Genomic DNA, 14,213 nt, shown 5'->3' on the forward strand with positions numbered 1-14,213 from the left:
ACATATTTATTGTGAAAAGCAAAGAATCGGGACCCCTTATCTCAAATCACATGCATAGAATGATCACTAAAATTTATAAATTATACTAAATCTGCAATCTGATTTTTTAAAGCGTATTGAATGAGCTCATGTTTTTCCTTAATACCAAGCTTCTGCATAATGTTCGCTTTATGGCTTTCAACTGTTTTAGGACTGATTTTTAATTTGTTCGCAATTTGATTATTGGTATATCCTAAAAATGTCAACCGAACAATTTCCCGCTCACGATTTGTAAGAGGAGATCTCGGTTCTTTTTCCATGATTATTTTTTCTAGTTTCTCTTGTGGGATATGTGTACGGTAAAACCGTTCTCCTCGACATACCGCTTTCAATGCTTTGTACAAATCGTTCGTTTGACTATTTTTTAACAAGTAGCCATGAATGTTATGTTGAAGGGCTTTTTGCACATATATTTCTTCATCGTGCATGGTTAAAACAACGATTTTGGTATCCAGTTCATCCATGATTGTTTTTGCGGTTGTAAATCCATCAAGCCCTGTCGGCATAGAAAGGTCTAGCAAAACAACATCAGGATGGTGCTTCAACGCAAGCGTAATCGCATCGCAACCGTTGCTTGCTTCTCCAACGACTTCAACATCCGGAAATCCTTCTAGGAGTAGTCGAATGCCTTTGCGAATTAAATCATGATCATCAACGATCAACACTTTCATCCTCTTCACTCCCTTCTATTGGTACACATACAAAAATCGTTGTTCCTTTCATTGGCGCAGACGTAATGATTGTTTCTCCACCTAAATGGGAAATACGCTCTTGAATATGTTTTAAGCCAAGTCCTTCGCGTTTTTCTTCAACCTCGAAACCAACTCCGTTATCTTTAATAGATACGTGTAATTCTTGCCCCACTCGTTCGATTGTTATACATACCTCTGTTGCCTTTGCGTGCTTCATGACATTATGCAATGCTTCTTGAATGACACGGTAAAGATTAATTTCCACTGTTGGCGACAAGCGCGTGTATACATTCGTTTGAAGTGAAAACGACATATTTGGCATTTTTGATTGAAATGAATGAATGAGCGATTGAATGGTCGGAATGAGCCCAAGTGCGTCTAAACTTTTCGGACGAAGTTGTTGCGCATATAGCTTCACATCCTCCATGACACGACCAAGTTCTTCGCGTACCTCTTTGACATATGCGTGTAACTTTTCATCCTGTATACGTTGTATGATATTATCTAAAGCAATAGAAATACTGTAGAGGGACTGACCAACACCGTCGTGCAATTCTTGTGCGAGACGTTTATGTTCTTCCTCTTTTGCTTCTGTTAGTTTTTTCACCATCCATTTGGAATGAAGTACTTCTTCTTCTTTTTTCTTCACCGTTTGGTCACGAAGTACAAGCAAATAATATTTTGCACCGTCTTGTTCAAGGATAAGCGCTGTGCTCATTTCCACATCAATTAAGTGTCCATGATAAGTTGGCATTTCAGATAAAAAATACGGCACTTCTTCAGTGGAAATTAAATAACATCGCTCTTCACCTTGACGTACATCACGCTTTTGACAAAACGAGCAATATGGTACTTTTTCGCCAAGTTGCCACCCAGTGAGTCGCTTAGCAGCTGGATTCATTTCGACAATTGTTCGCTCATGGTCCATTACAATGATCCCGTCTTGAATGTAAGTAAAAATTCTATCCAAAAATTTCATTTTTACCCTCCTTTCTCTATTATAGGTGTCAAAAGAAAAAAATTGAAAGAAAGGACTGATGAAATCAGTCCTTATGCTTTTCTGGCAATTGGAAGCTTTTCTTGCACCCACGCTAAATACCCACCTTTTAAATTCAGCACCTGTTTTACCCCTTTTGCTTGTAAGATACTTGCGCCAATTGCTGAGCGCGCACCTGATTGACATTGAACAATGTACGTTTTTCCTTCTGGAATCTCGTTTAAACGATCAGCAAGCGCGCCGAGCATAATATGTTGCGCCCCTTCAATATATCCTTCGTCCCATTCTGCTTGATTGCGCACATCAATAAGGTGATAATGCTCGTCTTGTAAATATTGACGCAATTGTTGCACATCAATTTCTTCATATCTCTCTACTTCACCGCTTAATGCAACGACTGGTTCAATGTACGCAACAATGCGGTCCAACCCAATATAAGCAAGCGCTTTGCGAATCGCTTGTACATCTTCTTGACTTGCAATCAACACAATGTCTTGGTCATAGTTAATGAACCAACCTGCCCAGTTTGTAAATGATTTGTTAAACGGAATGTTGATGGATCCTGCATAATGTGCATTCGCAAATTCTTGAGGCGGACGAACGTCTAAAATAAACGCTCCGTTTGCTTGATACTCGTCGAGTTGCTCACGTGTTGACAACACTGGTACTTCTTTTTCATTCAAATATTCAGGACCAATTTTATTCACTTGTTTCATCATTGCAAAATATTTCGGCGGCTCCGGTTGCCCTGCAAGCAATAGTTTCACAAACTCTTCTTCATCTTCAATTTTTAGCGCCCAGTTGGTCAGCTTTTCATATCCAACCGTTGAAGAAGGAACAGCACCAAGTGCCTTCCCGCATGCACTTCCTGCTCCGTGCGCCGGCCATACTTTTAAATAATCTGGGAGTGCTTTGAATTTTTTTAGCGATTGGAACATTTGACGAGCGCCAATGTCCGCTGTGCCGGAAATCCCTGCTGCTTTTTCAAGCAGGTCCGGACGGCCAACGTCCCCAACAAAAACGAAGTCACCTGTAAAAATGCCCATCGGCTCTTTTGCGCCGCCGCCTTTATCAGTTAAGATGAACGAAATATGCTCTGGTGTATGCCCTGGTGTATGAATCACTTGAAACTCAACGTTTCCTACTGTAAAAATGCTTCCCTCCTTCACAAGCTCGTAATCAACTTCATTTAAATATTGATATTTCCAGTTCTCATCTCCTTCATCCGATAAATACAGTTTTGCTCCACAACATTTCGCTAATTCTTTGGCTCCTGAAACGAAGTCAGCATGGATGTGTGTTTCTGCTGCAGCTACTATTCGCAATCCTTCTTTTTTCGCTGTATCGATATACCAATCAACGTTGCGACCTGGGTCAATAACGATTGCCTCACCTGTTCGTTGGCATCCAACTAAGTAAGACATATGAGCTAATTGTTCATAAAAAAATGAACGAAAGAACATATGCATCCCCCTCATTATTTATGTTTGCTTGCTACATCAAGCAGCGTTTCTATATATTTCACTCCATCTTGAACGATTGGATGTTTTAACAAACGATATATGCGTAAAAGTGATACAGTTGTCGAATCACGCTCGCAAGCAAAGCGCTCGTTCGTTTCTTTTAAGATGTCTAGTCCCTTTCCAATTGGAACAATATCTTTGATTCCTTTCGTCAAATACGCCATCGACTCGCGATCATTCATGACGCTTGTCACAAATGAAACGAACTCTTCTGCTTTTTGTAGCCATTGGACAAGCGTCGGCAATAATTGAATGAGTGTTGCAATCGCTTCAAAATGTTCGGACGTCAACCGAAACGGCGCTGCTTTTGCTTCCCATTCAGCAAACAACGACTCAAGCGTTTGTTTATCGTTCATGACATGTTGGATGAATGTGATTTTTTCTTCCATTGATTCTGTCGCTTCTTTTAGCTGCGGGAGTTTTTCAATAAAGTAATGGAGCGCTTCCCGTTGCTCATCCTTTTCAAGCAGTTGCAATATAGGCTGTAACGACATTGTTCATCCCCCTTTCCTACATGAGCCCTTTTAACATTCCATTCCAATAAATAATGGGTAACAAGTTTCTTTTTAACACATACATGCTCATCCGTTCTTTCGATTGATCAAAAGGAAACGTTTCCTGGGGATTTTTATCATAATCAAATTCAGCTAAAACAAGTTTGTTATAACCGGTCACAAGCGGGCATGATGTATAGCCATCATATCGAGCTTGTAACGGTTTTCCGTTCATGAGTGCGAGCAAATTTTCAGCAACAACAGGCGCTTGTTTTCGAATTGCCGCTCCTGTTTTTGATGTCGGTAAGTTTGTACAATCGCCTGCGCCAAATACGTTTTCATACGTTTTATGTTGTAACGTATACGGATCAACATCAACCCATCCGGCCGCATCCGCTAATGGACTTTTCTTAATAAAAGCTGGTGATCCCATTGGCGGTGTAACGTGAATCATATCAAAACTTAATGTGAAGCGCTCGTTCGTATCGAGATGTTCAAATGTCGCTTTTTTCGCCTCTCCGTCAATTTCAACTAACTCGACACGATATTTCGTTTCGATGTTTTTTCGTTGAATGACTTGTTCAAGCGTATCGGCGTATTTTTTTACAGCGAAAATGTTTGGCAAGCCTGAAGCGAAAATGATATTCGTTTGGTCGCGCACACCGGATTGACGGAAATAATCGTCAGCTAGGTACATAATTTTTTGAGGTGCCCCTCCACATTTTACCGGTGTGCTCGGTTGGGTAAAAATCGCTGTACCGCCACGGAAGTTACGGATGTTCTCCCATGTGCTTTGCACGTAATCATAGGAATAGTTGCTGCAAACTCCGTTTTTTCCAATCGTTTCTTTTAGCCCTTTGATTTGATCCCAATAGATTTCAATTCCGGCAGCTACGACTAAATAGTCGTAACGCACTTCTGAGCCTTCTCTCGTTTTCAAGGTATTGTGTTCTGGCATGAACGTATCGACCGCTTCTTTCAACCATTTTGCTCCCTCTGGAATGAGCGACGCTTGCTCGCGAACGGAATCTTCTGCTTTTGCTGCTCCACCGCCAACAAGTGTCCAAAGTGGTTGATAATAATGTTTATCTGATGGATCAATGAGCAACACTTGACCGTACAATTGACGATTTTTTCTTAACAGACGGGCTGCGATTGAAATCCCTGCTGAGCCTGCTCCAACAATAACGACTTTTCCATCATATACACGAGCCATCACTTATCACTCCTTTGTATTCGTTTTCAAATTGATTTAATTAGCTTAACTACATTGTATATATTTTCAACTCATATACCCATAGGGGATTTCCCTGATCTTTTTGTTATGAAAAGCATGGAAAAGGAGATGTTCCTTGCTTCTGACATCTTCAAACCTTTTCTCACGAATGTTTTCACTAGTTCACCAGTATATCAAAAACGCCCTGCCACTTTGGGCAAGACGTTCTATTCTTTACTGTTTGACGACGGCGTATAACCGGTAGCCGCCATCTACATTGATCGCTCGAAATCCGTGCTGCCTCAAAATCCTAGCGGCGATATATCCGCGCAACCCGACTTGGCACATGACATAAATCGGTTTTTCTTTCGGAAGCTCATGCAAACGGTCACGCAATTCGTCCAATGGAATGTGAATCGAACCGCGGATCATGCCGCGCGCCGTTTCCTCCGCCGTGCGGACATCGATCAACACGCCCCCTGCCTCCACAATCCGTTCGATTTCATGCCACTGCACCGTCTCGACAAGCCCGTCCATGATATTGGAGGCGACATACCCAGCCATATTGACCGGGTCTTTCGCCGAAGAGAACGGCGGCGCATAAGCTAATTCCAAATCCGGTAAATCCCGAACGGTCAATCCCCCTTTGATCGCGGTGGCAATGACATCGATCCGTTTGTCGACTCCCTCTTTTCCGACCGCCTGCGCGCCGTAAATGCGCCCGGTCTTGCGATCGAAAATCAATTTGAACGTCATCACCTCGGCGTTCGGGTAATACCCGGCGTGGCTGAGAGGATGAATATGCACAACGTCATAAGGGACGCCGAGCGCCCGCAACATTTTTTCGTTAAGGCCTGTCGCCGCGACCGCTAGTTCAAACACTTTCGCAATCGATGTTCCCAACGTGCCGCTATATTTCACGTCAAAGCCGTGAATATGGTCAGCGACAAGCCGCCCTTGCCGGTTGGCCGGCCAGGCGAGCGGCACGAACGTTTCAAAACCGTGAATATAATGTCTCACTTCCACCGCATCGCCAATGGCGTAAATCGACGGGTCGGACGTCTGCAAATGTTCATTCACTTTGATCGCGCCGCGAACCCCTAATTCCAATCCTGCTTCCTTAGCCAGCCAGCTTTCCGGCTCGACGCCGATGGCCAAAATAATCATATCCGTTTCGATCACGCGCCCGCTTGTCAAGACGACACGACGGCCACGTTCTTCCAATGCCCGCACCCCATCTTCCAGCAAAAGCTCCACCCCATGCTCTCTCATGTGGTCATGAACAATGACCGCCATTTCATAATCAATCGGCGCCATCACTTGATTGGCCCGCTCGATCAACGTCACATGGATGCCGCGATGTGTCAAATTCTCAGCCATTTCCACCCCGATAAACCCGCCGCCGATCACGACAGCACGCCGCGGCTTTTGTTCGTCAATATACGTTTTGATGCGATCTGTATCCGGCACTGTGCGCAGCGTAAACAACGCTTCCGCCTCTTCGATTCCCGGAATCGGTGGCACAATTGGCTTCGCTCCTGGCGATAAAATGAGAATATCGTATGTTTCTTCGTACTCTTCCCCCGTCTTTACATTCCGGACGGAAACGGTTTTGCGGTCGCGGTGAATGGCGGTCACTTCGTTCAACGGACGGATATCCAAACAGAACCGTTTGGACATCACCTCCGCGGTTTGTACGAGCAGCTTGCTTCGTTCCTCAATCACACCCCCGATATAATACGGCAGCCCGCAGTTGGCAAACGAAATGTATTCGCCGCGCTCAAATAGGACAATGTGATCCGCTTCGCTCAACCGGCGAAGGCGCGCGGCCGCTGTCGCTCCTCCCGCCACTCCGCCGACAATGACGATTTTTCTCATCTTCATCATCCTCCCTAAAAATGATGTGGTTTCGTCCATCCCCCTATAGGCGAGTTTTGGCAACAACCCCCTCGCAAAAACATATACCCCTATATGTATAATAGAACCCATAAGGATGGAACGCAGTGATATTGATCACATTTTTGCCCATCTTCCTAAAAAACGTTATTGGCGCGGCACCCATAGCATCACCGAAACGCCTGCTAAACAAATCGCCGCGCCGATCCAATCGTACCGATCCGGCGTCTTCTGGTCAACGAGCCATCCCCACAGTACGGAAAGAACAATAAACACCCCTCCATAAGCAGCATACACCCTGCCGAATGATGGAAACGACTGAAAGGTGGCAATGACACCGTACAATGCCAACGCCAGCCCGCCAAAAACTCCCTAATAAAGCGGCTTCCCTTCTCGCAACCATAACCAAATTAAATAACCGCCGCCAATTTCAGCCTGCCGGCCAAAAGAAACAAGACGATTGCTTGAAGCATAGGGCAAATCTCCTTATCGATTGAATGTACAATCCTATTTATACTGCAATGGTTCAACATTCCCTATAAACACCATCACGCCACTTGTCTCGACTTTCACTTCAATGAAAGCAAAAAAATACACCTTGCCTTCATCGGCAAGGCATCGTATTCATGATCTTTTGACAGCCGCATACAATTGCATCTATCGTCCGAGTTTTCGCCTGAAATCCGTACAGTGATGCAACAGACAATATCATTGCCTCTCTCTGACTCCGCCATTTTCAGAAATAGAAGCCATTCGCTCATTCCCGAAGCAACCGTTCGATCTCTTCGACCGGAAGATCCACCAACCGGGCAATCTCATCATTTGTCATCCCTTTGCGGGCCATAGTCTCAATCAGCCGCCTCATTCCTTCCTTCATTCCTTCTTTCATTCCTTCTTTTCTCCCTTTCTGCTCATAGGAAATGATCAATTCCAACACTTTCTCTTTTTCTTTCGTTTCCATCGTTTTCACCTCTCTTTGCAGTTGCTGCTCTTCTTCCTCCGACAGCTTCACATATGTTTCAAAAAAGCCCAGCAAAATCATACATTTTCCATTTCGCGGCCCACAGGAGAGAATCCTGCAAAACGAACAACATGCTTGTCAAAATGTCAAAAATCGTTCCCTATAAGTTCGAAATAAACCACAAGCGGACGGCGCCACCCCAACCGCATGATGAGCACCCGTCCGCTTCATTGACTCTATCCCTCTTCCAATCATGCCCCTCTTATTTCTCACTTGCTCTTTCCCGCGCACCCGTCCACGCTGCGAGCCGATCGTTGGACATCAAAAGCACACAAACAATCGTGAGCGCCGCCGGAATGAGCGCCCATAAAAACGTATCGGCGATCGAAGAGGCCAGCGCTTCCGTCAAACGATCGAGCACGGGTGCCGGGATGTGCGCCCGCGCTTCTGGCGACAACATCGCGCGCGGGTCGTGAATGTTCGCTCCAGGCGCTCCTTGCGCCATGCCGCGAAACTGCTCGGCCAATTGATTGGTGAACAAGTTTCGCTGAATGATTCCAAACACCGTAATGCCGACGGTCATGCCGAGCGACCGTACAAACGAATTCGTCGAGCTGGCCGCGCCCCGCTCCGCTTCGGAAAAATGATGGATCGCCGCCATGCCGAGCACGGAAAACGAGGCGCCCACCCCTAATCCGACAATGATCATGTAAAACGTCACCGTAAGCCGCGTTGTATGTTCATCAATCGTGCCAAGCAGCCCGATCCCGGCCGCAAACAGCAGCATAAACCCGAACATCACGTTGCGGTAGCTCGTTTTTCCAGCCAAAAAGCCGCCGAGCTGGGCCGATACCGTCGTCGAAAGCATCATCGGCAACAAAATCAGCCCGGAATTCGTCGCCGAACCGCCCGTCACCCCTTGGATAAAAATCGGGATGTACACGGTGGCGACGACAAACGTTGCGCCGGAGAAAAAGGCGACCAAAGTCGTGGAAGCAAACAGGCGCTCGCGGAACATATGGTATGACACGATCGGCTCTTGTGCCTTCGTTTCCACATACAAAAAAGCGAGAAACAACAACGCGAACGCGGAAAACAGCCCGATGATCATGGCCGAGTCCCAGTCATACTTCTGTCCGCCAAGCTCCAACGCAAACATCAGGCAGACGATCGCTGGAACGAGCGTCATCACGCCAAGCCAGTCAATGCTTTGCTTCGAATGCTTCGGCGACTCGCGATAGTAAATCCAAAGCAACAAAAATGCGACAATCCCGAGCGGAATGTTAATGTAAAACACCCAGCGCCAGTTTAGATAATCGGTAATATACGCGCCAAGCAACGGACCGAAGATGCTTGACAGGCCAAACACCGCTCCAAACAGCCCGCCCATCTTCCCGCGCTTCTCCGGCGGAAAAATATCAAACATAATCGTGAACGCGATCGGCACAAGCGCCCCGCCGCCGATGCCTTGAATGGCGCGGAAAATGCTGAGCTGTACGATCGTTTGCGCCATGCCGCACAGCACAGATCCAAGCAAAAACACAATCATTCCAAACAGAAAAAACCGCTTCCGCCCGTACATATCGGACAGTTTCCCAAAAATCGGCATCCCGGCCATCTCGGCCACCATATACGCCGACGTCACCCAAACAAACTGCTTGAGTCCGCCTAAATCGGCGACAATCGTCGCCATCGCTGTTGCCACAATCGTATTGTCCATCGAAGCGACAAAAATGCCGAGCAACAGCGCGAGCACGACCAATCCCGTTTTCGTTTCCTTATTCTCCATCCGTTTCATCTCCCTCTATCTCTGTCTTTTTTCTTTCACCGCGGCATGTTCGTCTTGGGCAAACGCCGTACGATATTCCACAAGCCCAATCTCGCAGCCCGGGCCGATTGTCACCCGCTCGCCCCTGACGACCGCGGCTTTTGTATGTTCCAAATAAATCTCATCGCCTTCAATCGTGTCCGCCTCCAACGTGGCGGATAAGGAAGAAAAACGCGTCAGCCAGTGAATGGCGTTCCACGTTTTGTTTCGCTTGACAGAAATCGTCCGGCCGCCGATTTCCTTGATCGAGCTGTCGGCAAAATACAACGACAATTCCACCTGCTCCGCATTCAACGTCTGTCCGATTCGCACGACGCCTGTCAACGAAACGGTCTCCGCCTCGCAGCTTCCCGACACCGACAGCTCGCCGTAACCGCGGATGACATCGGCTTCGATGTTCCCCTCCACCTGCACCATCCCTCGCAACTGAAGATGCTGCAGATGGGCATGGCCGCGGATGTCTGCTTCCCCAAACACATCCATTTTCTCCGCACGCACTGAACCGTCCATGTTCGCTTGGCCAAACAGGCGAAGCTTGCGGGCGGTGACCGCTCCTTTCATGTCTGCCGAGCCAAACACTTTACAGCGATCGCATTCGACATCGCCCCGAATCGTCGCATCGCCGCGGACCGTCACGTGATGGAACGTGCCGCCTGAAGCAAACGCCGAGCCGTTGATCGTTAAGTTTCTGACCGCCATCGTTCTCATCCTTTCTCTATCGTCCCGATTTTTGCTCCTTCATCGCATTCGAGCATTTCCTTGTATTCAACCCGCTCAATATCGCAGCCCGGACCGATCGTCACGCGATTGCCGCGCACGGTTTTCGCCGTGGTATGCTCGAGATGAACGATATCCCCTTCAATGACATCGGCGGTCAACTCAGCTGGGAAAAACCATTTTTTGAACAGCGAACTTCCTTGCCGCTTTACCATAATCGTTTCCCCGCCGATCTCCTTAGCGCGGCTCGGGCCAAACAGCTTCACTTCGATATAGTCCGCGTTCAGCAGCCCGCCGACCGTGAAATGCCCTTCGACCTCCATCCGCTCGGCCGAACAGTCACCGCCAACGTCGAGCTCGCCATGAACACGAACTGTCTCCGCCGTGCATGAGCCTTTCACCAAGCCGTGGCCGCGAACCGTCGCCTCCTGGCATTGCACATGTTCTCCAATTTTCACACTCCCGCTCACTTTCATCCACTCGCACTTGATCCCACCTGTCACATGGCCTTTCCCGGCAATATGAACGGTGTTGGCTTTCACGCTTCCTTCCACGGCCGCATTTCCTTGCACTTGCATCTCTAGGCAATCGATGTCGCCATACAGCTTTCCATTCCCCGACAATTTCACCAAGTTGTACAGCCCGCCGGACGCATGCCCGGTTCCGGCAATGACTAAATCGCGCCGCTCCATCCTTTTTATCCCTCCGAAATGGTCAATTTCAACTCTTCGATATACGTTGGCACGTGCAGCCGCGCAACGAGCTTCGCCCCTTCTTCCACATACAAGCCGGCCGCTTCTTCCACCAGAAGGCAGACCGTCACCCCCATTTTACGAAGCACGACCAGCTCGCATGATTTCCCTTGCAATTTTGGATAATGACTCTCGAACATCATCCATATGTTCTTTCCTTCTTCTATGCTGATCTCACCGGAACGAAGAAGCCGGTCAACGATGTAAAGGGAAAGAAGCTGCCCAAACGAAACGTCCTGGCGATCGCCCAACTGGTCGCTCAACCATTGCAGCGCAACATTCGAAACAATGTGACGTTTTATGACTTCCTCTTTCGTCAAGACGACCGCTGCCGGGTCAGGCGCAAACATGCCCGCCAACTCATCAAGCGACAGCTCATCTTTTAATTCTTTGATTTTCTCAATGCGCGCCAAGATTTTTTCTTTCGGGAAAAACGTCTCTTGCCCGGTGAATGTCGATTTTCGAATAAACCATTCTTCCGGAATGAGCTTTTTCCGCTTCCAGCGGTACAGCTGGCCGTACGAAATGCCAGTCAGCTCGAGCAGTTCTTTTTTCGAAATCAATTCTTGTTCCATGAGCCGCTCACCTCCTTCACCACCATAATCGTAACATAACATTGTTACGTTGTAAAGAGTGTGAAAACAGCAGTGCCATACATCTGTCAAAAAACGAACCAAAGCGGTTGACAGCTTGCCATCTAGCTCATTACAATGAAACCAACTTTCGCCGGCGATCAGGGGAGCAGCATGAAGAAAGGAGAATGAGCCACATGCATTCGACATTACAGAAGCAAATCGCCGCCGCTGCAAAACAAACGAAGGCCGATCTCGTCATCAAAAACGGAAAAATCGTCAACGTGTTTACGCGCGAAATCATCGAAGGGGATCTCGCCATTGCTGAGGGGATGATCGTCGGCATTGGCCGCTATGAGGGAAAGCAAACGATCGATGCCGAAGGGCGTTATGTATGCCCGGGGCTGATTGACGGACACGTGCATATCGAATCATCAATGGTGCCCCCGAGCGAATTCGCCCGCGTCGTTCTCCCGCATGGGGTCACCACGGTGATCGCCGATCCGCACGAAATCGCGAACGTCGCCGGCGTCCACGGCATCCAGTTTATGCTCGATGATGCGAAACGGACGCCGCTCGATGTGTATATGATGCTGCCGTCGTGCGTACCGGCCGCCTCATTTGAACATGCCGGAGCCGTCTTATCGGCCGCGGAACTGGCGCCGTTTTTCAACGATGAACGCGTTCTCGGATTGGCGGAAGTGATGGACTATCCGTCATTAAGGGAACAACACCCGTCGATGCTCGACAAATTGGCGCTCGCGGCAAACGCCAACCGCCTGATCGACGGCCACTTGGCCGGCCTTGATGCCAACGCCATCAACGTCTACCGAAGCGCCCGCATCCATACGGATCATGAATGCGTCACCGTCGACGAAGCGCTTGAACGCATTCGCCGCGGCATGTACGTGCTCATTCGCCAAGGATCAGTCGCTAAAGACCTCGAAAAACTTCTTCCTGCCGTCACTGAGCACAACGCGCGCCGCTTTCTGTTTTGCACGGACGATAAACATCTCGACGACTTATGGTTCGAAGGCAGCGTCGACCATAACGTGCGCCTTGCCATTCGCGCTGGGCTCGACCCGCTTCTGGCCATCCAAATGGCCACATTAAACGCCGCCGAGTGCTACCGGTTGTCGACGAAGGGCGCTGTCGCCCCGGGGTATGACGCCGACTTTTTGTTCGTTGAGGATTTGGAAACGCTGAAAATCTCTCACGTATTTAAATCCGGAAAACAGGTGGCCGAGCAGGGGCAGGCCACATTCCGTTCCGAACGATCGGCTTGCGGCATTGAACCAACATTGCGGCAATCCATCCGTTGCCAACCGGTCACCGAAGCCGATCTTCGCATTCCGATGCGGAAAGGAAACAAAGCCCATGTCATTGAGATCATCCCAAACCATTTGCATACGAACCATCTTGTCACCGAAGTCGATGTCCGCGACGGGGCCTTTTCCCCTTCGGTCGAACGGGATTTGCTGAAGCTTGTGGTCGTCGAACGCCATCGCGGCCTCGGCATCGGCCTTGGCATCGTCCGCGGCTTCGGGTTCAAAACAGGCGCCATTGCTTCTTCGATCGCGCACGATTCACACCACATCATCGCCGCTGGCATCAACGACCACGACCTCGTCGTCGCCATCGAACAACTCCGCCGGCAACACGGCGGGCTTGCGGTCGTCAAAGACGGAACGGTGCTCGCCAGCCTGCCGCTTGAAATCGGCGGATTGATGACAAGAAAAAACTATACCGAGGTGCTAAACGGATTGAAACAGATTGACAAAGCACTTGAAGCGATCGGTGCAAGCGGCTCTTTCAATCCGTTCATCACGCTGTCATTTCTCGCCTTGCCGGTCATTCCAGAGCTCAAGCTGACCGATCAAGGGCTGTTTGATGTCAAGCGGTGGGAATGGATTCCGATCGAGGCATAGAGGAGGGCGAGTGTCCCTCCTTCTTTGTTGTTCAAGGATGTATTAACTGATTGATTATTTAGAACATAGTTTATCTTTATAAAAAACCGCATTGTTCCCAAGGAAACACGTCGCCCGCACGGCAAAAAATGTGATGCGAAACGCCCGTTCGTCGGCGGCGCGCCGCCTTGCTGCCGATTCGCGTCGTCTCAATCATGTCATCCCAAAACGGGAGACGAGTGCGAAGGCGCTCGATCATTTTGCGAATGGCCTCTTCCGCCATCTCTCGTTCCAAAAAGGAGAAAAACAGCGTTTCACGGATGTCCCCTTGCCAGCAGCCGCTCGCTGTACAGCAACAAGTAAAACGTGGCATAATTCAAAATCACGCACTTGCATCCATAGCATACAACCAATCCGTCGTAATAATTTTCAATCAACAGCCGTACTTCATCTGGATGGCAGTCGTCCTGCTCGGCGAAATACCGCTCCTCGCTGACGATTTCACTGCCTTCTGGCGTCACGATGTGATACAGCGCCCGCACAAACGTTTCCGCCCGCTGAAGCAAAATTTCACCGCGGTAAACGCTCGACAAGCTCCTCATCGTACAGGCTGTCTTCC

General features: G+C 48.6%; 14 protein-coding genes and 1 pseudogene. 1 reads left to right on the forward strand and 14 read right to left on the reverse strand.

The annotated features are described in order from the left end of the window. Nucleotides 1-80: 80 nt before the first annotated feature. From GYMC52_RS10335 to GYMC52_RS10390, 12 genes and pseudogenes are all read right to left on the reverse strand, one after another. Entirely contained in the window at nt 81-710 is a 630-nt protein-coding gene (locus GYMC52_RS10335; protein ID WP_011231571.1) for a response regulator, read from the reverse strand. Then, complete coding sequence (locus GYMC52_RS10340) at nt 691-1,710, reverse strand: PAS domain-containing sensor histidine kinase (RefSeq protein ID WP_013524032.1); 1,020 nt, start codon at nt 1,708-1,710, stop codon at nt 691-693. Before GYMC52_RS10340 ends, GYMC52_RS10335 begins: the two co-directional genes overlap by 20 nt. 71 nt (nt 1,711-1,781) lie before the next feature. Next, nucleotides 1,782-3,191 (reverse strand): MBL fold metallo-hydrolase, encoded by a 1,410-nt coding sequence (locus GYMC52_RS10345; RefSeq protein WP_013524033.1) that lies wholly within the window; start codon nt 3,189-3,191, stop codon nt 1,782-1,784. A gap of 14 nt (nt 3,192-3,205) precedes the next feature. Next, a complete protein-coding gene (locus tag GYMC52_RS10350) occupies nt 3,206-3,745 on the reverse strand; it encodes a hypothetical protein (protein ID WP_013524034.1) in 540 nt (179 codons plus the stop codon). A 16-nt stretch (nt 3,746-3,761) separates the two neighbouring features. Then, nucleotides 3,762-4,961, reverse strand: coding sequence for an NAD(P)/FAD-dependent oxidoreductase (locus tag GYMC52_RS10355; protein WP_013524035.1), 1,200 nt, complete (start codon nt 4,959-4,961; stop codon nt 3,762-3,764). Between the two features lie 234 nt (nt 4,962-5,195). Next, nucleotides 5,196-6,839, reverse strand: coding sequence for a CoA-disulfide reductase (gene cdr / locus GYMC52_RS10360; RefSeq protein ID WP_013524036.1), 1,644 nt, complete (start codon nt 6,837-6,839; stop codon nt 5,196-5,198). 165 nt (nt 6,840-7,004) lie between these two features. After that, nucleotides 7,005-7,330: pseudogene (locus GYMC52_RS10365) on the reverse strand (YnfA family protein). 284 nt (nt 7,331-7,614) lie between these two features. Continuing rightward, nucleotides 7,615-7,899 carry a hypothetical protein gene (locus tag GYMC52_RS10370; RefSeq protein ID WP_013524037.1) on the reverse strand — a complete coding sequence of 95 codons (285 nt, stop codon included), beginning with the start codon at nt 7,897-7,899 and terminating at the stop codon, nt 7,615-7,617. A 181-nt stretch (nt 7,900-8,080) separates the two neighbouring features. Continuing rightward, on the reverse strand, nt 8,081-9,607 hold the full coding sequence (locus tag GYMC52_RS10375; RefSeq protein ID WP_013524038.1) for an MDR family MFS transporter: 1,527 nt from the start codon (nt 9,605-9,607) through the stop codon (nt 8,081-8,083). A gap of 15 nt (nt 9,608-9,622) precedes the next feature. Beyond that, nucleotides 9,623-10,345, reverse strand: coding sequence for a polymer-forming cytoskeletal protein (locus GYMC52_RS10380; RefSeq protein ID WP_013524039.1), 723 nt, complete (start codon nt 10,343-10,345; stop codon nt 9,623-9,625). A gap of 5 nt (nt 10,346-10,350) precedes the next feature. Continuing rightward, nucleotides 10,351-11,055, reverse strand: a complete 705-nt coding sequence (locus GYMC52_RS10385) for a polymer-forming cytoskeletal protein (protein ID WP_013524040.1) — start codon at nt 11,053-11,055, stop codon at nt 10,351-10,353. Between the two features lie 5 nt (nt 11,056-11,060). Next, nucleotides 11,061-11,690: a YhbD family protein gene (locus tag GYMC52_RS10390; RefSeq protein WP_013524041.1), complete on the reverse strand. Its 630-nt coding sequence runs from the start codon at nt 11,688-11,690 to the stop codon at nt 11,061-11,063. A 194-nt stretch (nt 11,691-11,884) separates the two neighbouring features. On the opposite strand from GYMC52_RS10390, the gene ade reads away from it, so the two are divergent. After that, nucleotides 11,885-13,615, forward strand: a complete 1,731-nt coding sequence (gene ade, locus GYMC52_RS10395) for an adenine deaminase (protein WP_013524042.1) — start codon at nt 11,885-11,887, stop codon at nt 13,613-13,615. A 76-nt stretch (nt 13,616-13,691) separates the two neighbouring features. Here the strand turns inward: ade and GYMC52_RS10400 are convergent, their stop codons facing one another. Together GYMC52_RS10400 and GYMC52_RS20000 are read right to left on the reverse strand one after the other, a co-directional pair. Next, nucleotides 13,692-13,967, reverse strand: coding sequence for a hypothetical protein (locus GYMC52_RS10400; protein ID WP_230982692.1), 276 nt, complete (start codon nt 13,965-13,967; stop codon nt 13,692-13,694). Further along, on the reverse strand, nt 13,909-14,196 hold the full coding sequence (locus tag GYMC52_RS20000; protein WP_230982693.1) for a hypothetical protein: 288 nt from the start codon (nt 14,194-14,196) through the stop codon (nt 13,909-13,911). The genes GYMC52_RS10400 and GYMC52_RS20000 overlap by 59 nt, the downstream gene beginning before the upstream one ends. Nucleotides 14,197-14,213: the final 17 nt, after the last annotated feature.

The organism is Geobacillus sp. Y412MC52, from assembly GCF_000174795.2.
Taxonomy (GTDB): Bacteria; Bacillota; Bacilli; order Bacillales; family Anoxybacillaceae; genus Geobacillus; species Geobacillus thermoleovorans.

Coding starts and splice junctions, on each gene's coding strand:
- GYMC52_RS10335 (WP_011231571.1), bottom strand. CDS start 710: ATGAAAGTGTTGATCGTTGATGATCATGATTTAATTCGCAAAGGCATT.
- GYMC52_RS10340 (WP_013524032.1), bottom strand. CDS start 1,710: ATGAAATTTTTGGATAGAATTTTTACTTACATTCAAGACGGGATCATT.
- GYMC52_RS10345 (WP_013524033.1), bottom strand. CDS start 3,191: ATGTTCTTTCGTTCATTTTTTTATGAACAATTAGCTCATATGTCTTAC.
- GYMC52_RS10350 (WP_013524034.1), bottom strand. CDS start 3,745: ATGTCGTTACAGCCTATATTGCAACTGCTTGAAAAGGATGAGCAACGG.
- GYMC52_RS10355 (WP_013524035.1), bottom strand. CDS start 4,961: ATGGCTCGTGTATATGATGGAAAAGTCGTTATTGTTGGAGCAGGCTCA.
- cdr (WP_013524036.1), bottom strand. CDS start 6,839: ATGAGAAAAATCGTCATTGTCGGCGGAGTGGCGGGAGGAGCGACAGCG.
- GYMC52_RS10370 (WP_013524037.1), bottom strand. CDS start 7,899: ATGATTTTGCTGGGCTTTTTTGAAACATATGTGAAGCTGTCGGAGGAA.
- GYMC52_RS10375 (WP_013524038.1), bottom strand. CDS start 9,607: ATGGAGAATAAGGAAACGAAAACGGGATTGGTCGTGCTCGCGCTGTTG.
- GYMC52_RS10380 (WP_013524039.1), bottom strand. CDS start 10,345: ATGGCGGTCAGAAACTTAACGATCAACGGCTCGGCGTTTGCTTCAGGC.
- GYMC52_RS10385 (WP_013524040.1), bottom strand. CDS start 11,055: ATGGAGCGGCGCGATTTAGTCATTGCCGGAACCGGGCATGCGTCCGGC.
- GYMC52_RS10390 (WP_013524041.1), bottom strand. CDS start 11,690: ATGGAACAAGAATTGATTTCGAAAAAAGAACTGCTCGAGCTGACTGGC.
- ade (WP_013524042.1), top strand. CDS start 11,885: ATGCATTCGACATTACAGAAGCAAATCGCCGCCGCTGCAAAACAAACG.
- GYMC52_RS10400 (WP_230982692.1), bottom strand. CDS start 13,967: ATGCCACGTTTTACTTGTTGCTGTACAGCGAGCGGCTGCTGGCAAGGG.
- GYMC52_RS20000 (WP_230982693.1), bottom strand. CDS start 14,196: ATGAGGAGCTTGTCGAGCGTTTACCGCGGTGAAATTTTGCTTCAGCGG.